We start from the raw sequence: 22,524 nt of genomic DNA on the forward strand, positions 1-22,524 counted from the left end.
GAACTAGGGCGTGCCGTCCGAGGCGATCCCCAGGGAGTGCATGCGTTCGCGGAACTGGGGAGAGGGAGCGATGTCGAGCTCACGCTCGATCAGGTCGGTCGTCTGGGCGGCGTGCAGGGCCGCCTCCGCGCGGTTCCCGTCGGCTATGTGGGCCTCGATCAGGACCAGGTGCGCGGACTCACGCAGCGGCTCGATCTCCATCGCGGCGTACGCCGCCTCGATGGCCCCGGTGATGTTGCCTGCCTGCACGCAGCTACGGCTCAACCCCTCGAGACATCGCATGCGCAGCTGGCGCGCCCGCTCGCGCTCGACCAGGAGCCAGTCCTCGTCCCAGCCGGGGAGGAGGTCGCGGCGGAGCACCAGGAGTGCCTCCAGGTCCCGCGCGGCCGTCGAGGCGGCCCACCGGTGTGGCCGCAGCACCTGCCGGAGGTCCACGAGCACACGGCCTGAGAGGCCGACCGTCTCACGGTCGCCGTCGAGGGCTGACGGAGCCGCCTGCCTCACGCGCCACAGCGCCGTGCGTAGGTTGCCCTGCGCCGGACCGTGGTGGGTGAACGGCCAGAGCTGGGCCGCCACCTGGTGCCGCATGACCGGTGACTCGCCGATCGCGAGGTAGGCGAGCACCCGCTGGGCCTGGAAGGGCAGGTGGACGTCCCGCTGCCCGACCTGCAATCCGAACCCGCCGAGCAGCTGCAACGAGGTCTCAGCCATCGCAGCCTCCATCGTCCAGCCCCTGCTCCCAACGCGCCTTCCATCGTCGTAGCGAACGAGCGTCAACGACCAGTCAACGCCGCGTCCTCGACGCCGAGCAAGATTCTGAGACGACGACTCCACGGGGAATGGACTCGAACCTACACGCGTCCTCCCTACGGTGCGGCGATGGAAGCACACTGGTGGGTGACCCTGGTCAGGGCTTGGCCGCAGGACGACGACGGAACCGGAATCGTGATCCGCATGATCAGCTCGTCGCTCGGCGAGGCGAACGGAGCCCGCGAGATCGACGAGATCAGCTTCGTCTCCATCGACGAGGCCGTCGACCGGCTCCGAGCCTGGCTCGTCACGGTGCAGCACGCGGGGGACTGAGTCGTGCACTGCCCGCGTCGGGCCACGACCCGCTCGCCGAGGCGATGTTGACTCGCGCGCTACGACGAAGCGACGACAGGTCCCACGGTGCGGAGACGGGTCCGTCCTAGCGTGACAGGCCTGTTCCTCGGCGCCGGGCTGGCGTCGAGCTCGCGGTGAAGGAGCGCTCGGATGCACCCCTCAGGAATCGACACCGTCGAGGAGCGCGGACTGCCCGACGGTGGCCCGCCCCGCGAGGGCGAGTCGCTCGCCGACCTCCACAGCCCCTTCGCGAACCAGCAGCTGTGGCTCGAAGCGCCGGGGGACGACGCCGTCCGGGAGTACCTGCCCGAGGTCGCCTCCCCCTTCACCGAGGCCCTGAGCTCCCACGGCGAGGCGTCGCTGGAGTCCGAGCTCATGGAGATGCTCCTCGGCGAGCTCGAGGACGAGGACTTCGTCGAGGGCCTGGAGGCCCTCGGCGTCGAGGCGGCCGGTCGGGCCATGACCGCCGGTCTGGTCTTCGACGGCGAGTCCGGGGTGCCCGTGATCGATGCGAGCGAGGCCGAGCGGTGGGTCGAGGAGGTCGGTGACCGGGCAGACCGGTTGCTGGCGGAGCTCGAGGACCGCTTCCGTGACCGACCCGTCGACGCCGTCAGCGACGAGGAGCTCGACGCGGCCACGGAGGCCTGCGGCGTGGAGGGCTTCGCCGACCCGCTGGATGCCCAGGAGCTCTTCTTCGGGCGCCTGAAGAAGAAGCTGCGCAAGATCGCGGGGGCCGCGAAGAAGTTCGTCAAGAAGGGGATCAAGCTCGCCTCGACGTTCTCCCCGCTCGGCCTCATCTTCAAGCGGCTTCGCCCGATCATCAAGCCGTTGCTCCGCAAGGTGCTGGCCAAGGCGATCGGCAAGCTCCCCCGGAGCCTGCGGGCGCCGGCCCGACAGCTGGCCCGTCGGTTCGGGCTGCAGGCCGAGCTGGGGACCGGTGAGCCGGAGAGCGAGGCCGACCTCTTCGCCGCCGAGTTCGACATGCAGGTCGCCGAAGCGATGTTGGCTCCCGACGAGGCCGCCGCGGAGGCCCTGGAGATGGAGCTGCTCGCCGAGGAGCGTGCGGATGAGGCCGAGGCCAACGTGGCCGAGCAGCTGGACCGGGCGCGCGACCGACTGACCCGCGACCTGCTGGCGGCGGAACCCGGGACGACGCCGACCCAGGCGATGGAGCAGTTCGTCCCCATGGCGATCCTGCCCATCGTCAGGACGGGCATCAAGCTGGTCGGCCGCCGTCGCGTCGTGAACTTCGTCGCCGGGCTGCTGGCGAAGCTGATCCGTCCCGTGGTCGGGTCCCAGCTGGCGAAGCCGCTGTCGGTGCAGATCGCCGACAAGGGACTGGGCCTGCTGCGGTTGGAGCACGAGGCGGAGTCGGGTCGCCTCGGCGCGGAGGCCGTGGTGGCCGCCGCCGAGGACGTCCTCGGAGAGGTCTTCTCGATGCCCGAGGAGCTGCTGGAGAACGAGCTGCTGGTCGAGTCCGTGGTGCAGGAGGCCTTCCACCGGGCGGCGGCGCGTCACTTCCCGGCCGAGATGCTCCGTGGAGACGTCCCCGCCGGCGGTTCGGGCGTCTGGGTCATGATGCCCCGCTCCACCAGCCCCGTGTACCGCTACCGCAAGTACAGCCAGCGGATCCCCGTCGTGCTGACCCGGGCGATGGCGCGCGAGGTCGTGCTCTCCGACGGCGAGACCCTCGAGGAGCGGCTCACGGACGACGGGGAGACCCGGTGGCCGGTCGACGTCGAGATGGAGGCGTACGAGCTGCTCCCGGGCGCCGACATCGGCCACCTGGTGCCGTTCGAGACCGACGGGCAGGACGGTTCTCGGCTCGAGGCCGCCGCCGAGTTCGACACCGTCGAGGAGGCGGGCGAGCTGCCGCTGCCCGCCGACATGGAGCGTTCGGCCCGGTTCCGCGGTCGGGGCAGGGGGAGGGGCCGCCAGCTGGTCCGGATCCGGGTGCGCGGCCGCGCGCTGCGCAAGCGTGCGCCGGCCTCGGTGCGGCTGGACCTCACCGGCACCCAGCCTTCCATCCGGCTCCACCTCTTCCTCGGCGAGCGCCGCGCCATGGCGATCGCGCAGAGCGTGGAGAAGCAGCAGCTCCGTGACGTGGTGGACGCCGTGCGCGCCGTGACCGGCCGACCCGTGCGCCGGGTGATCGCCCGGCGGCTCGGGGTCATGCTGAAGCGGCGCCAGATCGTGCGGGACACGGCCGCGGTCGCCGCGCTGACCGACCAGCTCTTCGACGGACTGCTGGCGACGCTGGCCAGCCAGCTCCCGACCCTCGGGAGCTCGCTGACCGCGTCGGCACGCGACCAGGCGGCAGGAATGACCGTCACCGCCGCGTTCCCCTTCGACTCCACCGATGCGATCGGCAAGGGTGCGCCGGGCCGGGTCACGCTCACGGTAGGACCGGGACGCCGCCGTGACTGACACCACGCAGCTCAGGGGCGAGGTGGCCCACTGGCGGCTCGCCGTGCGGGCCCTGGCCGACCTGGACACGGTTGCGGCCCCCGCCGCGTGGGAGGCCCTGGAGCACTACGTGGGGCGTCAGGTCCGCAGCAGCCTCACCGGCGTGATCACGTCGCTGGAGGGTGAGGCCGCCGCGCTCCAGGCCCGGGTCGACACCGGGCATCCGCCCGACGAGGTACGCCGGGGACTGCTGCGGCTCCGGTCCCGCTACCTGCGCGCCGAGACGCTGCTCGACTTCTACGGCGACGCCATCAACAGCCGCACCAACCCGGCGCTCGGCGCGCTGCTGCGTGGCTACGACACGATCGCGGCCGACTCCATGGCGACCATCCTGTCGCCGCTGGGGATTCCCTCGCCACCGGTCCTCACCTACGTGGACAAGGGCCTCGGCGCCAGCATCCTGCGCGCGGGGATCCGCCTCTGGGACCAGTCCCACCCGTCCCCTGTGGCCGCCATCAAGCTCACCCGGCACAACTTGTCCTTCCCGACCGCGCTGCTGCACGAGACCGGGCACCAGGTGCTGGCCCTGACCGGGTACAACGACGAGCTCGCGGCCCGGCTCGGCGTTGCCCTCGCACCGCGGTCGACCGAGGTCGCACGGCTCTTCGCCTCGTGGGCGAGCGAGCTGGGGGCCGACGTCCACGCGGTGCACCACGCAGGCTGGCCGCCGGCGTTCGCGCTCGCGAACGTCGTGGACGGCGACACCCGCTCGGTGCTGCGGATCCGCCCCGGAGACCCACACCCGCCGGCGCTGGTCCGCACCCTCTTCAACGTCGCGCTGGTCCGTGCCTGGTTCGGCGCCGGACCCTGGGACGACCTGGCGCACGCCTGGACGGAACGTCACGACCTGCGTCGCGCTGGAGCGCTCGGCGAGCTCACCGCAGAGTCGCTCGCCGCTCTCGACACGGTCGTGCAGGTCAGCTCGATGACGCCCATGCGGTGCTTCCGCGGCGCGAGCTTCGGCGACGTCCTCGACCCTCGCGGCGCCTCTCCCGAGCGGTTGCGCGAGCTCGAGCACCGTGCCGGGGACACGCTGCTGACCTCGGACTACCTGAAGCGTCGCGAACCGGTCCGGGTGCTGGCGCTGCTCTCGGCGCGCGGGCTCGCCGACCCCGCCCGGGCGGAGACCCACCGCCGGGCGCTGACCGACTGGGTCCAGGGCCTCGGGGGCTCGCCTGTCCCCCTCCCCGGCACCGGAGCAGCGGCATGAGACCCGGGCCGGTAGCGATCGCCGGCGGCCCTCGTGCCGCCACCGGCGTCCGGACACCCGCACCATCGACCGAGGAGCAGTCGTGAACACCAGCAGCTCGGGGAGCACCCCGCAGAGCGAGCAGCCGTCGACCCGGGACCAGCAAGCGCAGGTCGCCGAGCTCGTACGGGCCATGATCGAGGCCGTCCAGAGCGGCAGCCACGGTCCTCGACCTCCCTACGGACCAGACGGACCCGGCGCTGCCGCAGAGCTCACTCCCGAAGGTCGCGACTCGCTGTTCGGCTACGAGGTCCTCTCGGCCTGGATGGGACGGGCCGGGTCGGACCGCAACCCGTTCAGCAGCCGCCTGGCCGTCGTCGGCCGCGAGCCGAAGCAGAAGCTGACCGTGACACGGCCCGAGGACCTCGGCCGCGACCACACCGCGACGGTCGTCGCCACCGGAGGCAAGGAGGACGTGGTCCCGATCCGCGCCGGCAAGGCCACCCTCCAGACGATCGAGGACTCCGAGGACATCGCCTCGGTGGTGATCCGCGACCGGGACGGACGTCCCGTCGCCCTGACCGGTCGCCTCGGCCGCGTGGCGTCGAACGCGCCGCAGTAGAAGGAGAAGACGATGTTCCTCAACCTCGCGCAGGCATTCGAGAGCACCGCGGGCAACCCGCAGGCCCGGTACTCGGTGTTCCTGGTGCATCCGTTGCAGCTGAGTCGATGGCTCGAGGAGGCGTGGACCTCGGCCTCGAACATCCCGCCCGTCCTCCCGGGCGCGCAGAAGCCGTTCCTGGGCTCGGACACGATCGTGGAGGACCTCAACCTCCCGACCCAGCCGGGAGCGCCCCCGTTCCTGGCGGCGTCCGGCATCGGCAGCGACCCGGCGCTCGTCGACCAGTGGACCGACACCCTCGGACCGCAGAGCGTCGCGAGCTCGCCCGGCCTGATCTGGCACCACCTCATGTACGCCTACCTCGTCGAGTCGACCGGCGTCTTCGAGGTGGTGAGCGAGCTGCTCCGGCGCCTGGTGAACGGCGAGGGGCTCGGGCAGCTGACCCCTGAGGGCACGAAGTGGGTCCGCTCCACCGAGGAGCTGTTCTACCGTGACCCGCCGCTCTACTCCATCGGCGGTGTGGTCAGCGAGCTGCGGCCCTACCAGCGCATCAACCGGCGGCAGGCGTACTGGCGGCTCTTCGGCTTCGACCTGCCGCACCCGATCCCGAGCGGTGCACGGGGGTCGGCCGAGGCTGCCGCCTGGAAACGTGGCGCGGGAATGACGGCCAACAGCGACTTCCGCAGCAAGTGGACCGAGCTGCTGCGCCAGGTCTGGATGGGACTCGAGAACCGCGCCAACGCCTCGGGCGCGAACCCCACCGACCCCTCGTACGTCGCCCTGCTCTGCGAGGCGCTGCAGGACATGATGAACAACCGGCGTCGGGGTGGCCTGATGGCGCGGGAGGAGTTCGCGTACGTGACGGCGCTGAGCTGGTTCGACCTGACGCTGGAGGCCAACACGCCGATCGTCGTGGACCTGAAGGCCGAGGGAAGCTCACCCGACGAGCGACTCTCGCGGCTGGCCGAGCGGGTCGGGATGAAACCGGCTGCTCGCACCCGGGAGCTGCTCCTGCTGGCCCAGCCGGCCTCGGCGCTGCTGCGGGCCATCGAGGTCGGTCTGTTCAGCACGTCCGCCCAGGCGGAGACCCTGTTCACCGGCAACACGTCGCTCACCAACGACATGAACCGGCTCATCAACCTGTGGCAGTCGGCCACCGGCGACCGCGTGAAGGAGCGCCCCGCCGCGACGCGAGCCGCGACGGTTCCGAGCCAGCCGCTGCGCATCCCGAAGCCCGCCGAGTCGGAGCCGGCGAGCAACGGCGTCCCCAGGTGAGGAGTCGTCGTGAGCGGACTGGACCTCGGAGCCGAGCTGCGATCACCGTTCGCCCACGTGCCGGACCCCCGCGGCGAGCTCGACGAGCTCGACGAGCTCGGCGAGCTCGGCGAGCTCGGCGAGCTCGGCGAGCTCGACGAGCGGTGGCCGCCGCTGGAGGGTGAAGAGCCAGCGCAGGGACGGCCCCGGAACCACGGGGTGCCGTTCGCGCCCGACCCTCCGGCGGACGCGTTCTTCCCTGTGCGCAGCACCGACCCTCGCGGTGCCGAGGTGAGCTACGTCAGCGAGGACGGCCGTGGGGTCGGCAACGCGTCCCGTCGGTTCGGCGCCGGGCGCAGCGACGGCGCTCGGCGCCACGCTGCGATCGATCTCTATGCCAGGCGCGACGACGAGGTCGTGGCGTGCGAGGACGGGCGGATCGTCGCCTTCTTCGGGTTCTGCTGTGGCGCGACCAAGACGTCGTGGGCGCTGCTGGTCGAGCACCGGGACGTCGTCATCAACTACGGGGAGGTGGACCCGCGATCACTGGATCGGCTCGGGCTCCGCAAGGGCGACTCCGTGCGTGCCGGGCAGACCATCGCCTACATCGGCGTCAACCCGGGTGGCTCGAGCATGCTGCACTTCGAGACCTATGCGCCGGGCACCGGGCGCAGCCTCCGGTGGCCGGCGGCTTCCGCTGCACCGAGCGGCCTGCTGGACCCGACCCGCTACCTGCTCGCGCTCGCGCCGAGGTTCTCACCGGGCGCGACGTCACCAGCGCCGGCGACCGCGGGGTCTCCGGCCGCCCGACCCGAGCTCCGCAAGGGCAGTCGCGGGGAGGCCGTGCGGCGGCTCCAGCGGGCCCTGACCGCGGCCGGCTTCGCCACCGACGTCGACGGTGACTTCGGACCTCGCACGCTGACCGCGGTCCGCGCCTTCCAGGCCTCGCGCGCCCTGGTGGTGGACGGCATCGTGGGGTCGAGGACCTGGCATGCCCTGGACGCCGCGACCTCGGGCTCCGGCGGGTCCACCGGCTCCGCCCCCTCCTCGGCGGGCACCCCGCCGTCCGGCCCGTCCGCGGCCGGAGGCACACCCCCGGCCACGGGCCTCGCGGTGCTCCGGGCGGATGCTCCCGGCCGCGCGCCGCTCCGCTACCAGTTCACGCCCGAGGACCTGATGTGGTCCGCCAAGCTGCTCGTGCACGAGGCCGGTGGACGCGACGACGTGGAGAACCAGGCGGTCCTCTGGGCGATGTTCAACCGGTACGCCCTGTTCACGCACACGGTCTACTCGACGTTCACGGACTTCATCCGCGCCTACTCGACCACCCTCCAACCCGTGCTGCGGAACCCCCGGGCAGCTGCCCGCCACGCCCACAAGGGCGACGCCGTCTACTGGAGGGCCGGTGGCAACTATCCCGGCACCACGATCCCGCGCGGGCAGCTGGTGCGCCACCGGACGATCCAGGCGGCCCCGTGGGAGGAGGTCAAGACCTCTGCCCGGGACCTCGCCACCCGAGCCCTGCGCGGCGAGGTCCCCAACCCGGGGATCGGCCTGGCGAGCGAGTTCGCCAGCACCTGGGTCTTCTACGTGCAGCGACACAAGCGGCAACCCACCAGGGAGCAGTGGGAGGCCTACACCCGGGAGCTGGCGAGGCGGCGGTCGCTGGTCTGGGTGCCGTTGCCCGAGGTGGAGCCCCGGCGCAACGTGTTCTTCGTGTCGCAGCGGGTGAGCTCCCTGCCCCGGGACTCCGTCACGATCGTGCCGGCCACCTCGCAGGGCGAGCTCGAGGAGGGCGAGGCGCACACGCTCGCGGACGAGCTGGAGGACGAGGACGACTGGTTCGCCCGGCTCGACGTGGGCGAGGAGCCGACCGCTTGGCCCGACGACGCGGACGTGCCGATGCCGGCCGCCGACCAGCCGGCCGCCGACCTGCTGTCCGCCGACGTCGGCCCGCTGCTGGAGACCATCGACGGGCCGGGCTTCCAGATGGAGGAGTCCGAGGCGAGCACGTGCGCTGCGGCGGCCGAGCCCGACCCCACCGGTGCTGGGGCGCATCCGCTGCTGAAGCGCTGGGGTGGCTCCGCGCACAGCAACCGCCCTGCCGTCGGCTTCGCCCAGCAGCACCTGAACGAGTGGCTCGCGCGGCACGCCGCCGGGACGGCGCGCTGCGTGTCGACCGCCGGCGCGGGCGCGTACGTGGACGCCAGGCTGGCCGAGCTGCGCGGCATGGGGCAGCTGCCCCTGGACGTCGACTGCCGGTTCGCCGCTGCCAGCGAGGCCGCGACCCGCGCGTTCCAGGCGTGCCACGGGCTCGCGCGTGACGGCAGGATAGGTCCGTCGACCTGGCCCCGGCTGCTCGCCTACGCCCCGTCGTCCGGGCGCCCGACCCCGCCTCCGGGTCCCTCGGCCAGTGCGGGCCTGGCGGCTCTCGAAGCGCGCTACCTGCCGCCGGCCGGCGGCACCGACGTCGCGCCGATCAGTCGTCGCGCCACGGTCCGGCCGATCGTCGACGGCCGCGACTACTTCGCGCAGATCCAGGCCCAGGCCGCGGCGCTCGGGGCCGGCGACTCCTGGTTCCTCACGGGGTGGTGGTTCACCCCCGGGTTCTCCTTCGGCAGCGGCACGACCATCCAGGACCTGCTGCTGGACGCGGTGACCGCCGGGGTCGACGTACGCGTCATCCTGTGGGCCAACCGCCAGGTCCTCGACAACCCTGGCCTCGCGGGCGCTCTGGGCGCCGGCCCGTACGCGCGGGTGGTGATTCAGAACGTCCGGGGCGCCGAGGCGCTCCGGACGGCCTCGCGCGGCGGTAGGACGCCACTGGCAGACCGGGTCCTGATCGACTGGTCCGGCAACGGCGCCTCCTCCCACCACATGAAGCTCAACTACTTCTCCCACCAGGGCACGGACGTCGCCTTCGTGGGCGGCATCGACTACGTGCAGAACCGCCTGGACGCCCCCGAGCACCGGCCGCCGAGCTCGTTCTGGCACGACGCGGGCGTCCGTGTCGACGGCGACGCGGCACGGCGGGTGATGGAGACCTTCGAGTTCCGGTGGCGGGAGGCCTCGACGCTGTCGCCGGCCACCTACGACATCGGTGCGGGGGCACGCAGCTACAACCCGGCGGTCACGCCGATCGTCCCACCACCGACCGGGCCCGCCGCGCCCCCGTCCACCGACACCGCGATCCAGGTGGTGCGGTCGGTGCCGGACTCCAAGGAGTTCGGCCTGCTGCGCAACAAGCCCTGGGCGACGTTGCCCGCCACCGGGATCCATGAAGTGCGCACGACCTTCCGGAGCGTGCTGGCCGCGGCGCAGCGCTACGTGTACGTCGAGGACCAGATCTTCGACGCGACCAGCTCGATGTTCCCGGCCCTCGTCGACTGCTGTCGTCGCGGCGTCAAGGTGATCGCCGTGCTGCCCGGCCGAGGTGACCCTCTGGACATGCCCGGCACCGTGGCGCGCGTCCTGAGCCCTCCGGTCACCTCCGGGATCGTGGACAGGCTGACGACGGCGGAACAGGGGAACTTCGCGGTCTGGCACCTCGACGGCATCGTCGTGCACTCCAAGCTGCTGCTGGTCGACGACGCCGTGATGTCGATCGGCTCGGCGAACTTCATGGACCGGTCCATGGAGTTCACCGCGCAGGGAGACGACTCCGAGTGCTCGGTGGTGGCGGTCACCACCGGCGCGCTGGCCGCTGACCTCCGGGTGCGACTGTGGAGCGAGCACCTCCGGGTCAGCGGTGCGACCCAGCAGGCGGAGCTGCGCGACCTGTCACGAAGCCTGGGGTTCTGGCGGCCCGCATGGGGTTCGGGGCTGACCTTCGCCCACCCGGAGAGCCGCCTCGTCTTCGTCGGCCCGACCGCCCCGCCCGCAGCACCCACGCCGGTTCCGGCCGGAGCGGGGTCGTCCAGCGGCGGCTGATCCGAGTCGGCGATGCGGGCCTGACATCGGGGGACCGCGCGCCCGGTCACGTCCCCGCTCAAGACCGCACATTCGCCACAGCTCTGGCCGCAGGTCTGGTCAATGCCACCGCCCTCGCTGATGATGCAGGGAGTGACACTGCCGGGAAGGGACGAGAATGAGGAACGCACTTCGGTCCGGAGCAGGGAGGGCGGCCGCTGCTGCGGCAGGGCTCAGTCTCGTCGTGGCGGTCGCGGGGACGGTGCCCGCCCAGGCACGTCCGGATGACGCCACCACGACGGCGACGGTGATGACCCGCAACGTGTACCTGGGGGTCGACATCCAGCGCCCGATCCGGGCGACGGCCGGCTTGACGGGCCTGGACGCACTCGTGGCCCTGGGCAACTCCAACGTCGAGACGCGCGCCATCGTGGACCGAACGAACTTTCCGCGGCGCAGCGAGCTGCTTGCCGAGGAGATCGCCGAGGCCAAGCCCGACCTCGTCGGCCTGCAGGAGGTGGCTCTCTGGCGCAGCGGGCCCCTCGAGCTGCCGCCGCCCTTCGGCTCGACCCCCCTCGGCACGACCAACGCGCAGCAGGTGGACTACGACTACCTCCGGCTCCTGCTGCAGGACCTGCGCCGGGAGGGCGTGCCCTACAAGGCCGTGGTGGTCCAGGACGAGATGGACCTGGAGTCCCCTGCCTTTCTCGGCAACCCCGCCGAAGGCACCGTCACGCATGGGCGCGACATCCGGCTCACGATGCGCGACGTGATCCTGCTGCGCGCGAGCAGCAACGTGCGGGTGGTCGACAAGGGCAGTGCGCAGTACGACACCCGGGTTCCGGTCAACGTGGGCGGCTCCACCCTCGAGATCATCCGGGGATACGGCTGGGTCGACGTGGCCAAGGGCTCGGCGAAGCCGTTCCGGTTCGTCAACACCCACCTCGAGGCGTTCAGCTCGCTCGCTGCTCTCGGACAAGCACAGGAGCTGCTGGCCGAGACCACGGTCACCGGCCGGACGACCGTGATCGCCTGCGACTGCAATTCCGATCCCCTCGACGGCAGGACCAAGGCGACGGACCCGATCCCGATCCCGCACTGGCAGCCCTACCGACTCATCACCGGTGGTGGGGGTTTCACCGACATGTGGCTCGAGTGGCGCCCCGCCGACCAAGGGTGGACGTCCGGACTCAACGAGACGGTCGACGAGGCTGCGCCCGGCAGCTGGACGCATCGCATCGACATGATCTTCGCCCGACCTGGCCCCGGGCAGCAGCTCGATGTGGTTGCCGGAGAGGTCACCGGCGACGAGCCGGCCGACAAGGATCCGACGACGGGCCTGTGGCCCTCCGACCACGCCGGCGTGGTGCTGACGATCACCGGCGCCCGCGGCTGAGGGCCGCACGGCCCAGCCCAGTCCATTCGCCGCCTTCGATCGGCGTCGGACTCTCGGAGCCACACAGGCAGCCGGCTTCGCGTGGGTGCGGAGGCAGGCGCACAGGGATATCCTGACCGCATCCAGTCGAGAGAGGCAGCCGGCGCTCCGCTCACGACCTACGCTCGGATCGCCTAGTCGTGCTCCCGCACGGCTGAGCTCTGAAGGACGGTTCGCCATGCGCCCGCTTCGTCTCATGACCTTCAACGTCCAGCTCCTGCCGGTGATCGCCGGTGTCGGGGCGGGAACGATCAGCATCCCCGCTGCCGTCCTGGGACTGCTCCCTGGGACCGTGGCCGACTCGAAAGCGCAGGCGAGGCGCGTCGCCGAGGACCTGCTGGACATCCCGCCAGGCGAGCGCCCCGACGTGTTGGGGCTCAACGAGGTGTTCAGCGAGGATGCGCGCCAGGTCCTTCTCGAGGAGTTGAGCGGCGACTGGCCTCACGTGATCGAGTCAGTTCACGAGGGCGACCTCGAGGAGGACTCGGGGCTGATGGTGTTCTCGCAGCTGCCGTTCCTCACCTTCCCGGACGGGACCGTGCATCGTGAGCGCTTCTACTCCGACGACGCCGGCGCCGACAGCTGGGCGTCGAAGGCGGCGGTGCTCGTACGTGTGGGCCTGCCGGCCGAGCAGACCACACTCGTGTTCACGCACCTGCAGGCTGCGTACGACACCGAGGAGCAGTACCGCGCCATCCGCAAGAGCCAGCTGGCCGAGATCAGGGACCTCGTGGCCGAGGATCTCGGCCCGGACCCGGTGAACTGGCAGAACGTCATCGTGGCTGGCGACCTCAACATCCGCGGCGACCTCGACGCGACGAGCGATGAGTGGTTCGACGTCTTCGACAATCCAGGCGATCGGTTCGGCGAACTGTTCGCCGACAGCTGGATCGAGATGCGGCCGCCAGGGGTGTCCGTCGACCTCGACCCGGGCCTCTCGAACCGCAACCGCGAGACGCACGCCGAGCAGCGGCTCGACTACATCTGTCGATTCAGGACCCTCGACGGTATCGACCTGGTCGCACACCAGATGCGCATCGGCCACCGTGACACCTCGGACCACTACGCGCTGGAGGCGATCATCCAGGTGCGTGACGACCATTGCCAGCCGTCGTCGGCGGTCGATCTCGACGTGTTGGGACCGACAGCCGGTACCTCGGGCGCGGCCCAGCCGCGCACCTCGCTGGCCTATGTCGTGCAGGTCGACCTCGCTGCGGAGGGCGGCCGATCGTGGGTGTCGGTGCCGCGGGCGGGTACCTACACCTTCCACCGCAGCCCCTCGCTGTTGTACGAGGTGTACGCGGCCACCGACGTCTCGCGCCCGCTCGAGCGCCTCGACGAGCTGTCGATCGCGAATGTGCCTCCAGCCGTGCAGAGTGCCTATGCCGAGGTCGAGAGAAGCCTGGACCCTGACGGTTCGACGTTCGTGCATCGTGAGCCGCTGCTGGTGGCGATACGCACCAAGGACGGCGATCCCGGCACCGGAGTCCTCACGGTGCTCGAGCACATGGGCGACACGAGGGCCGGCGCGATTGCACTGCCACCGCATCAGGACGTCACGGTGCCTTTTCCCCAGCACCAGCGACTTGGGGACACCGACACGGCCTGGTTCCGCGTCCGCCCGGTCGAGACGGTCACGGGTACCGCACGCGACGAGAAGGTGAGCCTGAAGATGCCAGCGGGGTCAGGCGTGCTGGAGGCTCAAGATGCCGCTGGCTCGACGCTCGGTTCAGAGTCGGGTGCTGGCTCGCTCACGTACGAATTCACGGCAAGCCCCGGCGATGACATCTACATGACCGTGCGCCGCGACGATGATGGCGACATCAAGCAGGTGATCCGCTGGGCGACCCCGGTGACCTACCTCCGGCTCGATCGAGGGTTCGTCGTGCACGTCACCGACGAAACGGGCCCCGATTGGCCGGGCGCCGACGAACCCGAGCTCGAGCTGTACGTGGACGGCACGAAGCTGCTGAGCACATCGTGGGACGACGCGGACACCGGCGAAGATTGGCCGGGCCTCGGCGAGCGTATCCACTTCGAGGCGGTGCAGCGCGGCTGGACGAGTCGCTCGATCGGTTTCAGCGACACGCTCGACCTCGTCATCGAGGAACCTGACGACGTGACGGCGGCGCACGGCGTGACGTCGTGGCCGATCGCGAGGCTGGCTCCGAACGAACCGCCCGAGCGCAGGCGCACAGTGGCGATCGACGTGTTCGACACGATCTCGAACGGGACCTACACCGTCAGCTGCGTCCTGTCGCGAGATCCGTGACCGGGGTTCACCCGGGTGACGGATGGCACGATGCGTTCTTCGCTGCGCGGGCGAGCGCGTGGCGGTCAGGAGGGCGTGCGGAAGATGTAGGCGAACGCAGAGCGGGTGTAGGCGATGCCGCGGCCGCTGCGTCGGATCGCGTCGGGGTCAGCTGCGGAGGGGCGTCGAGGGACCAGGTACTCCTCGAGCTCGTCAGTGGTGATGCGGTACCGCTCACCGTCCTCATGAGCCACGCCGACCAGCTGAAGGCTCGGGTCGAGGGCGGCCAGGCTGGCGTCCCCGTGGCTGGCGTTGGCCAGGAGCAATCCGCCGGGGCGCACGTAGCGGCGGGTGTGCTCCCACGCCGGTCCGGTGAACAGTGAGATGAGCAGGTCGACGCTGCTGTCATCGACGGGCAGCGGCCGGTAGTAGTCCGCGGGATGGAATCGCACTTCGACCCCCGCCCCGTCGCGGGTGCGTCCATCGAGCTCGGCCCGGATCAGGTCCGGGTCGCCGAAGAACCGCGTGGCGCGAACGTCGTTGTCGACGTAGGTGACGATCTCGATGGCAGTTGACGGAGCCAGGTCGACGTAGCTGCCCACGTAGAGCGCGTGCCTGATCGGCCAGAGGGCGGTCAGAGCGGCGAACAAGGAGGAGCGGTCACCCACGGACTGGCGGTACTGCCCCCACGTCACCAGCTTCGCCACCACTGCATCACAGCACGACGAGGCAACAACATCCTGCAAGATGTTCCCGGTGAGCGGCGCTGCGCAATCGGCCCGGCGAGTCAAGCGGGCGGGAGCGCTTCAGCCAAGGATCGGTGCAGAGCGGTGACGTCGAACTGGGATGTCGCTGTCGCCGTCAGATGCGGGTAGAGCTTCTTCGGCCAGAGGACCTCGACTCCGCGCGTGGCGAAGGCCCTGCCGATGAGCGGCCAGTCGGCATCGACGAAGCAGAGCACGCCGGTGACGGGTGGCGCGGGTGCCCGGGATGCGGCGGTCGTGCAGGACACGGACGTCGTCGGAGGCGAGGTCGTTGAGCTCGAGTCCGAGTCGTTCCTCACCGACGGCGCCGGTGTCCCAGGCCTTCGTCGACTGCGGTTCGTCGGAGACGGCGAGGATCATGCCACCGAGCTTCGGATGCTTCGGGTGCTTCGAGCGGATTCGGGCCTCGCGCTTGGCGTGGCGACGTTCGTACTCGCGGCGGGCTGAGGCGCCGGGGGTGCCGGGGTCGATCAGCTCGGCTGGTTCGTTGAGTGGTTTCGAGGCTCGCTGCGCTCGCACCTCAACCACCGAAGAAGTGGGGGAGCAGTCGAGGCAGCGCACGGTCTTGGTGGATCGCTCGTAGACCGCCTCGGCCCGAGCCGCCAGCTCGGCTTCGCAGACCCGGCAGACGCCGGCGTACCGCAGCAACATCTGCTTCTCGTCGGCGCCTCCGGACACCCCGCGACCCTACGGTCGACGAGGCCACGTCGGTGGTGGTTCGGTGGACCTGATGGGAGTGGGCCGGCCTGTAGGCCGGGTTCTGTCCTGCGTGCGCAGGGGCGACCATCCATCTGCGACGACCGTTGCCGGCCGCCTGGTGCGATCTACCCGGATGCTCGGGCGGGCCGCCCTCGAACGCATCCTGTCTGATCTTGCTCCGGGTGGGGTTTGCCTAGCTGCGCCGGTCGCCCGGCGCACTGGTGGTCTCTTGCACCACCGTTTCACCCTTACCCCCTCCCGGAGGAGGAGGCGGTCTGTTCTCTGTGGCACTGATCCCGCGGGTTTCCCCGGGTGGCTGTTGGCCACCACCCTGCCCTGTGGAGCCCGGACCTTCCTCGACCCGCACCCCCGACGGATCGGAGGTGACGGACCGCGGCCGCCCGGCCGACCCACTCGAGACCTGAGTCTAGGGGTGGGTGAGCACCTCGGCGCCATCAGCAGTCACGAGCAGGGTGTGCTCGAACTGTGCGGAGCGGCGGCGGTCCTTGGTCACGACGGTCCAGCCGTCGTCCCACATGTCGTAGTCGGGGGTGCCGAGGTTGAGCATCGGCTCGATGGTGAAGGTCATCCCGACGCGGATCTCGTCGTCGAAGCGTTCGTCGTCGTAGTGGGGGATGATCAGCCCGGAGTGGAAGGACGTGCCGATGCCGTGGCCGGTGAAGTCACGGACCACGCCGTAGCCGAATCGCTTGGCGTACGCCTCGATGACCCGCCCGATGATGTTGACCCGGCGCCCGGGCCTGACCGCCTTGATCGCCCGGTCGAGCGATTCCTTCGTGCGCTCGACGAGCAGCCGCGACTCCTCGTCGACGTCGCCGGCGAGGAAAGTGGCATTGGTGTCGCCGTGGACGCCACCGAGGAAGGCGGTGATGTCGATGTTGACGATGTCGCCGTCCTCGACCACGCGGGAGTCGGGGATGCCGTGGCAGACGACCTCGTTGACGCTGGAGCACAGCGACTTGGGAAAGCCGCGGTAGCCGAGCGTGGAGGGGTAGGCGCCGTGGTCGCACAGGAACTCGTGGCCGATGCGGTCGAGCTCGTCGGTCGTCACGCCCGGCACGACGTGGGATCCGACCAGCTCGCGCGCCTGCGCGGCCAGCCGGCCCGCGATCCGCATCCGCTCGATCGTCTCGGCGTCCTTGACCTCCTCGCCGGTGAACCGCTGCGGCGCTGGGCGGTCGACGTACTCCGGGCGGGGGATGTGGGCGGGCACGGAACGACGCGCAGACACCTCTGCGGGGGACACGGCAGGCACGGGCGTGAGTGTAGTTTCGCCTCATGACCGAGAACGAATACTGGTTCTGCCTGAAGCACCACACGGTCGAGGGCCGCGACGGCTGCAAGAACGCCGACCGCCTCGGTCCCTACGCCTCGTCGGAGGAGGCGTCGCGCGCCCTGGAGAAGGTGGCCGAGCGCAACGAGGCGTGGGACAACGACCCGGACTGGAACGAGGACGGTCCGGCCTCGGGCGACGGCCTCACCGACGGCACCCCGGACAGCTGATCACTTCTTCTTGTTCTTCTTGCCCTTGACGGGGTTGGCGGACTGAGCCAGGTCGGCCGCGGCCCGCACGCTCTTGAGAGCTCGCTTGGTGTTCTTGTCCAACGTGCGGGTGAGCTCCGAGATGGCCGCTTCGTACTGGCTGCTGACGCGCGCCGCGGTCTCGGCCGCGACCCGCTCGGCGGTATCCTGGGCGACCCGCTGGACCAGCGCTGCGGTGCCGACCGCCTGGGCGCCGACGTCGACCGCCCGCTCGGTCGCGGACTTCCGGATGGCCGTCGGGGCGGGGCCGGGCGGCGCGGTACGGGTCGGAGTCGTGCGCTTGGCCCACGCGCTACGCGCGGGTGCCTTCTTGGCGGGTGCCTTTTTCGCGGGTGCCTTTTTCGCGGGTGCCTTCTTGGCGGGTGCCTTTTTCGCGGGTGCCTTCTTGGCGGGTGCCTTTTTCGCGGGTGCCTTCTTGGCGGGTGCCTTCTTGGCGGGTGCCTTCTTGGCGGGTGCCTTCTTGGCGGGTGCCTTCTTGGCGGGTGCCATCTTGGCGGGGGCGGTCTTCTCGTTCGGACTCTCGCTCATGGAAGGCTCCTCGCGTCGTCGGTGGACACCCGATCCTTCCGCGCCGCGCGGGCGTTGTCACCCGCTAGCGTGTCGGCGTGCCCACGCCCACCGTCCGCGAGCCGATCTCGCCGTGGCCCGTCGCCGGGCTGGTGGGAATGGCGTGCGTCGCCTTCCTGGTGGCCGTGACGGTCGGCCCGCTGGGCGTGCCGTGGTGGGCGGTCCTGGGCCTCACCGTGGTGTGGCTGGCCGCCCTCGTGCAGTCGCTGAGGTGGTTCACCCGGCGACCGCGGACCGTGGTGCTGCTGCCGGTCCTGGTCGCGCTGGTGTGGTTCGCCACGATCGTGGCCGGCTCGCGCTACCTCGACTGGCTCAACGCCTGAGCGGGCCTGCTCAGAACGTGTGCTCGGCGCCCGGGAACGTGCCGCCGCGGACGTCGTCGGCGTACGCCCGGGCCGCCTCCAGCAGGACCCCGTGCACGTCGGCGTACTGCTTGACGAAGCGGGCCATCCGCCCGGTGCGCAGGCCGAAGGCGTCCTGCCACACCAGGACCTGGCCGTCGCAACCGGCGCCGGCGCCGATGCCGATGGTGGGGATGGTCAGCTCCTTGCTGATGCGCTCGGCCACGTCGCCGGGCACCATCTCCATCACGACGGCGAAGGCGCCTGCCTCCTGCACGGCACGGGCGTCGGCGACGACCCGGTCGCTGGCGTCGCCACGCCCCTGGACGCGGTAGCCGCCGAGGGTGTGCTCGCTCTGGGGCGTGAAGCCGATGTGGGCCATGACGGGGATCCCGCCACGCGTGCACCTCTCGATGACCGGCGCCATCTCGGCACCGCCCTCGAGCTTGACGCAGTGGGCGCCCGCCTCCTTCATGAAGCGGACCGCGGTGAGGTAGCCCTGCTCGGGGGAGGCCTGGTAGCTGCCGAACGGCAGGTCGCCGACGACCATCGCGCGCTTCGTCGAGCGGGCCACGGCGCGGGTGAGCGGGAGCAGCTCGTCGACCGTGACCGGCAGCGAGGTCTCGTTGCCGAGGACGTTGTTGGAGGCCGAGTCGCCCACGAGGAGCAGATCGATGCCGGCCTCGTCGAAGGTCGCCGCGGTGTACATGTCGTACGCCGTCAGCATGGTGATCTTGTCGCCGCGCTCCTTCATCTCCCGCAGGTGGTGCGTGCGCACGCGCTTCACCGGTGCGGGCGGGGCGGCGGGGCCGGAGCCGTAGGGGGCGGTCTCCTCGGACGGTGTCGTCATCGTTCGCTCCTCGTCATCTCGCAGCTCCCCGGTGGAGTCCACGGACCACGATCAGGCTAGTCCCGACCGACGGGTACGACGCTGTGGCGGCGCTCACACGCCGTCGAGCGGCCCGCCCTCGTCGTCCTCCACGCGCTCGAGGTCGTCACCGTCGTAGTCGGCACACTCCGACCTCACCGTCACCGTCCAGGTGCCCTCACCCCGAGCGGGGGTCGGCGCGACGTCGACCGTGGTCTCGTCGCGGGTGACGGTGACGTGGTCGTCGACCTGGGTCGCGTCGTCGTAGCCCGCGCCCGTCAGCGCCGAGCGGACGTCGTCGAGCTGCGCCGTGGTGTCACCGCCGGGTGCGGACAGGGTCGCGAACGCCTCGTGGCGCCAGCTGATCGCCATGCAGCTCTGCCACTGCCGGCTCGCCCGCACCACGTCGGCCCCGAGGGCCTCGGCGACCAGGGGGACGGCCTCCTGGGCGCGCTCCGTGGTCGCCGACTCGACCTCGTCCACCGACGAGCCGCCGCCAGAGCTCCCCCCGCCGCACGCGGCGAGCAGGCTGACCAGGGCGAGCAGCAGGACGGTGGTGCGCATGTGACTCACCGTAGTGCTCACGGCCAGCTGTCCGGCCACACGCTGTCCCACGCGTGGTCCCAGGCGTCCTGGGCGCCCTCGACCGCGTCGCTGACGCCCTCGCTGACGACCTCGTAGGTCTCGACGACGGTGTCGCGGACCTCGCCATAGGTCTCGACGACCGGCTCGACCACGTGGTGAGTGACCTCGTCGCCCACCCAGTCGTAGAGGTAGTCGTGAGCCTCCTGGGTGCGCCCGCCGGTGTCGACGACCGCCCCGGAGTTGCCCGACACGACGTCAGCCATGGAGGCCAGCGCCGGGTTGCCGTCGTCGAAGTAGTTGACGTGGTTCTGCTGGAACCCGGTGCTGACCAGCCCGCCGGGGCCGTGGAACTCCTGGCCGTTGTCCACGCCGAACACGGTCGCCCCGAAGTCGCTCTGCGCCGGGTCCTGACCGAGGCCGAGGCTGTCGTCCCACGAGCCCGGGAACACGCCGTCCTCGCCGCCGAGCCACGACACCGGGTCGTTGTCGGCAGCGCCGACGAAGACCTGTCCGGCGGGCATGTTGAGGTCGGAGGCGTGGTCCACGCCCTCGCTGGCGCCGGGGCTGCCGATGAGCACCAGTGAGTCGGCCTCCATCCCCCCGGCAGCGGCGTACGACGACGTGGTGGAGCCGTAGCTGTGGCCGATCACCGTGAGGTGTGGCTGGTCGCCGTCGGTGTGGGTGCTGTTGAGGCCGTCGACGAACTGCGAGAGCGCGAGGCCGCCCGCCTGGGCGTTGGCCTCGGTCACGGTGTGCGAGACGTCGCCCGCGGAATCGCCGAGGTCCCACGGCCACATCGACTCGGGGTTGAAGTTGGGGGAGTCGTAGCCGATCCACGCGATGGTCGAGACCGCGCCCTCCCGCGGCGGGTCCTCCGACAGCATGCTGTTGACGGTCTCCTCGTAGAGGTTGAGCGCCTGGCTGCCGTTCTCGTCGATGTAGGTGCCGTCCTGCATGATGCCGGGCACGTAGACGGCCGTGTGGTCGGCGGTGTCCGGGTTGCCGTAGGCCACCGCGGCGATGCCGTCACCGCCGAAGGCGTGGGGCTGGTAGGCCATGATGAACGCGTCGATCTCGTAGTCCGCCCACTTGTCGTCGGACGCCTGCCGGACGGCATCCTCGATCGCCTGCGCGTTCTCCAGCCACCGCTGCTCCGACGCGCTGAGGTCTTGCCCCGAGGCCCGGAGGCCGAGGAGGTACTCGATGTCGCGCTGCACGGCCGACGAGTTGGCCTCGTCGCGGTCGCCGGTGGGGATGCCGTTGGTGTTGCCGACCAGGTCGGGGTCGCTGATCAGCAGGGCGTTGCGCTCGACCTGCGACAGGCCGTTCCACCACGCGTTGACGGCGTCGGTGTCGGTGCCGAGACGCCGCAGCTCGGCGGCGAGGGCGGTGGTGTCGGCGCGGGACGGGTCGGAGGCCGCCGCGATGCCCTCGGCGACCTGGTCGACGGCGGCCAGCGCCCGCACGCAGGCCTGCTCGTCGGAGTCGACGCGGTCGCGCCAGGCCTGGAGGTCCTGGTGGTAGGCCTCGAAGTGCCGGCGGAGCGCGGCGGCGTCGGCCTGGAGGGTCGCGACCTGCGCCTCGGTGGCGGTCTCGATGCGCTGGAGCAACGCCTCGCGGTCGTCGTTGAGCCGCTGGCGACGGTCCATCAGGTCGCCGTGCTCGGTGCGGCGCTGGCGCATCTGGGTGAGGAACGCATCGATCGCCAGCGCGCCTCGCTCGAGGGCAGCACCGACAGCGTCGGTGTCACCGGCGAAGCGGGTCACGGCGTGGTCCGCGGCCTCGGCGGCGTTGCCGCTGAAGTCGGCGGGAGCACCGTTCCCACGGGCCCACTCGGCGACGTCGCTGACGGCGGTGGCGGCGGCGCGCACGTCGGTGAGCACGGCGCTCGAGGCCTCGGTGACCTTCAGCTCGGGCTCACGGGGCAGCCAGGCGGGGACGGCGATCGTGGTCACGGTCCCACCACCTGGACGGGCGTGGTGCCCCGGTCCTCCCACATGAGCAGCTGCTGGGTCGCCTGCACGCTGTCCTGGTCGGTGAGGAGGAAGTCGTACATCGTCTGCGCCAGCGAGTCGGAGTGGCCCGACGCGCGGTCGCGCAGGGCCAGGACCCGCTGCTCCCACGTGGTGAGGAAGGCGTCCGCAGCGCCCTGCACGGCGTCGCCGAGCAGGGCGGGGTCGGCCTGGGCGAGGTTCTTGCGGGGGCCGTTGAGCGCTTCGGACTGCTCCTCCCAGGCGTCGCGCGCGGCCGCGAGGGTGGCGGTCCACATCTGGAGCGTCACGGCGTGGTCTCCTCGGCCGTACGCACCTTGGCGGTGCGGAGCGTGAGCACCAGCGAGTCCGGGCGCACCGTCGCCGATGCCTCCAGCCCGCCGCGACGGCGGCCGACCAGGCGGGGTCGGTCGCCCGGCACCGGCCGCACCTGCCAGCCGAGGCCGACCAGCGCTGCGGCGGTGGCCCGCAGGAGCGTCATGTTGTCGCCCTCGGCGAGCGGACCGACGACGGCGTACGCCTCGAACCAGGTCTGGTCCCACTCGTCGGTGTGCCAGGAGCCGTCGCGCCGGACCGGCCCGCTGGCGGCCGGGGAGGCGGTGATCCTCGCCAGGAGGCCGTCGAGCGAGGCGTCGACGTCACCGGCGAGGGCGAGCCGCTGGGACGGCGTCAGCTCGGCGACCGTCGGGGCGGGAGCGGTCTGCGGCAGCACCACGACGTCGACCTCGGGGTGCTGCTCGCGCAGGACCCGGAGCATCGGGTCGGCCAGCGCCGGGTCGGGGGCGCCCGGTTCGATCGCGGGAGGCGTCATGGGCGTCTTCTTCCGCGTCCGGGCTCGCCTCAAACCCGCGGGTTTCGCGATGGCGGTCCGCTCGGCGCGGCGAGACCCTCAGCGCCCGTCGACGTCGGGCGCTCC

20 protein-coding genes and 1 other RNA gene are annotated in these 22,524 nt (G+C 71.2%); 10 read left to right on the top strand and 11 right to left on the bottom strand.

Annotated elements, in window-relative coordinates; all coding sequences use genetic code 11:
- Positions 1–3 precede the first annotated feature (3 nt).
- On the bottom strand, positions 4–711 hold the full coding sequence (locus K4G59_RS13100; protein ID WP_231251508.1) for an AfsR/SARP family transcriptional regulator: 708 nt from the start codon (positions 709–711) through the stop codon (positions 4–6).
- A gap of 168 nt (positions 712–879) precedes the next feature.
- Here K4G59_RS13100 and K4G59_RS13105 point away from each other — a divergent pair, with 168 nt between their 5' ends.
- The 8 genes from K4G59_RS13105 to K4G59_RS13140 all read left to right on the top strand — a co-directional run bounded on the left by K4G59_RS13105 (position 880) and on the right by K4G59_RS13140 (position 14,251).
- On the top strand, positions 880–1,083 hold the full coding sequence (locus K4G59_RS13105) for a hypothetical protein (protein ID WP_231251509.1): 204 nt from the start codon (positions 880–882) through the stop codon (positions 1,081–1,083).
- A 171-nt stretch (positions 1,084–1,254) separates the two neighbouring features.
- Positions 1,255–3,531: a hypothetical protein gene (locus K4G59_RS13110; RefSeq protein ID WP_231251510.1), complete on the top strand. Its 2,277-nt coding sequence runs from the start codon at positions 1,255–1,257 to the stop codon at positions 3,529–3,531.
- The gene (locus tag K4G59_RS13115; protein ID WP_231251511.1) at positions 3,524–4,780 is read left to right on the top strand and encodes a hypothetical protein; all 1,257 of its coding nucleotides are present in this window, start codon (positions 3,524–3,526) and stop codon (positions 4,778–4,780) included. The genes K4G59_RS13110 and K4G59_RS13115 overlap by 8 nt, the downstream gene beginning before the upstream one ends.
- Positions 4,781–4,862: 82 nt before the next feature.
- Positions 4,863–5,381 carry a hypothetical protein gene (locus tag K4G59_RS13120; RefSeq protein ID WP_231251512.1) on the top strand — a complete coding sequence of 173 codons (519 nt, stop codon included), beginning with the start codon at positions 4,863–4,865 and terminating at the stop codon, positions 5,379–5,381.
- A 12-nt stretch (positions 5,382–5,393) separates the two neighbouring features.
- Positions 5,394–6,656 (top strand): hypothetical protein, encoded by a 1,263-nt coding sequence (locus tag K4G59_RS13125; RefSeq protein ID WP_231251513.1) that lies wholly within the window; start codon positions 5,394–5,396, stop codon positions 6,654–6,656.
- 9 nt (positions 6,657–6,665) lie between these two features.
- Positions 6,666–10,565, top strand: coding sequence for a peptidoglycan-binding protein (locus tag K4G59_RS13130; RefSeq protein ID WP_231251514.1), 3,900 nt, complete (start codon positions 6,666–6,668; stop codon positions 10,563–10,565).
- 289 nt (positions 10,566–10,854) lie between these two features.
- Positions 10,855–11,940, top strand: coding sequence for an endonuclease/exonuclease/phosphatase family protein (locus K4G59_RS13135; RefSeq protein ID WP_231251515.1), 1,086 nt, complete (start codon positions 10,855–10,857; stop codon positions 11,938–11,940).
- A 235-nt stretch (positions 11,941–12,175) separates the two neighbouring features.
- Positions 12,176–14,251: an endonuclease/exonuclease/phosphatase family protein gene (locus K4G59_RS13140; RefSeq protein WP_231251516.1), complete on the top strand. Its 2,076-nt coding sequence runs from the start codon at positions 12,176–12,178 to the stop codon at positions 14,249–14,251.
- Between the two features lie 65 nt (positions 14,252–14,316).
- On the opposite strand, the gene K4G59_RS13145 is transcribed toward K4G59_RS13140, so the two are convergent.
- From K4G59_RS13145 to map, 4 genes are all read right to left on the bottom strand, one after another.
- Complete coding sequence (locus K4G59_RS13145; protein WP_231251517.1) at positions 14,317–14,937, bottom strand: Hint domain-containing protein; 621 nt, start codon at positions 14,935–14,937, stop codon at positions 14,317–14,319.
- 99 nt (positions 14,938–15,036) lie between these two features.
- Positions 15,037–15,672, bottom strand: a complete 636-nt coding sequence (locus tag K4G59_RS13150) for a hypothetical protein (protein ID WP_231251518.1) — start codon at positions 15,670–15,672, stop codon at positions 15,037–15,039.
- A gap of 55 nt (positions 15,673–15,727) precedes the next feature.
- Positions 15,728–16,106, bottom strand: an RNA gene (gene rnpB, locus K4G59_RS13155) — RNase P RNA component class A.
- Positions 16,107–16,120: 14 nt separating this feature from the next.
- Positions 16,121–16,969 (bottom strand): type I methionyl aminopeptidase, encoded by an 849-nt coding sequence (map, locus tag K4G59_RS13160; protein WP_231251519.1) that lies wholly within the window; start codon positions 16,967–16,969, stop codon positions 16,121–16,123.
- Between the two features lie 23 nt (positions 16,970–16,992).
- Between map and K4G59_RS13165 the strand changes: the two genes are divergently transcribed.
- Positions 16,993–17,217, top strand: a complete 225-nt coding sequence (locus K4G59_RS13165) for a hypothetical protein (protein ID WP_231251520.1) — start codon at positions 16,993–16,995, stop codon at positions 17,215–17,217.
- Here the strand turns inward: K4G59_RS13165 and K4G59_RS13170 are convergent, their stop codons facing one another.
- Positions 17,218–17,784, bottom strand: coding sequence for a hypothetical protein (locus K4G59_RS13170; protein ID WP_231251521.1), 567 nt, complete (start codon positions 17,782–17,784; stop codon positions 17,218–17,220).
- Between the two features lie 77 nt (positions 17,785–17,861).
- Between K4G59_RS13170 and K4G59_RS13175 the strand changes: the two genes are divergently transcribed.
- Positions 17,862–18,146: a hypothetical protein gene (locus K4G59_RS13175; protein WP_231251522.1), complete on the top strand. Its 285-nt coding sequence runs from the start codon at positions 17,862–17,864 to the stop codon at positions 18,144–18,146.
- Between the two features lie 10 nt (positions 18,147–18,156).
- On the opposite strand, the gene panB is transcribed toward K4G59_RS13175, so the two are convergent.
- The 5 genes from panB to K4G59_RS13200 form a co-directional block, all read right to left on the bottom strand.
- Complete coding sequence (gene panB, locus K4G59_RS13180; protein ID WP_269210129.1) at positions 18,157–19,014, bottom strand: 3-methyl-2-oxobutanoate hydroxymethyltransferase; 858 nt, start codon at positions 19,012–19,014, stop codon at positions 18,157–18,159.
- A 93-nt stretch (positions 19,015–19,107) separates the two neighbouring features.
- Positions 19,108–19,596 carry a hypothetical protein gene (locus tag K4G59_RS13185; protein WP_231251523.1) on the bottom strand — a complete coding sequence of 163 codons (489 nt, stop codon included), beginning with the start codon at positions 19,594–19,596 and terminating at the stop codon, positions 19,108–19,110.
- Positions 19,597–19,613: 17 nt separating this feature from the next.
- Positions 19,614–21,572 (bottom strand): alpha/beta hydrolase, encoded by a 1,959-nt coding sequence (locus K4G59_RS20520; protein ID WP_231251524.1) that lies wholly within the window; start codon positions 21,570–21,572, stop codon positions 19,614–19,616.
- Complete coding sequence (locus K4G59_RS13195; RefSeq protein ID WP_231251525.1) at positions 21,569–21,898, bottom strand: hypothetical protein; 330 nt, start codon at positions 21,896–21,898, stop codon at positions 21,569–21,571. The genes K4G59_RS20520 and K4G59_RS13195 overlap by 4 nt, the downstream gene beginning before the upstream one ends.
- Complete coding sequence (locus K4G59_RS13200) at positions 21,895–22,419, bottom strand: hypothetical protein (protein ID WP_231251526.1); 525 nt, start codon at positions 22,417–22,419, stop codon at positions 21,895–21,897. Before K4G59_RS13200 ends, K4G59_RS13195 begins: the two co-directional genes overlap by 4 nt.
- Positions 22,420–22,524 lie beyond the last annotated feature (105 nt).

It is taken from the genome of Nocardioides furvisabuli, assembly GCF_021083185.1.
In the GTDB taxonomy this organism is placed as follows: domain Bacteria; phylum Actinomycetota; class Actinomycetes; order Propionibacteriales; family Nocardioidaceae; genus Nocardioides; species Nocardioides furvisabuli.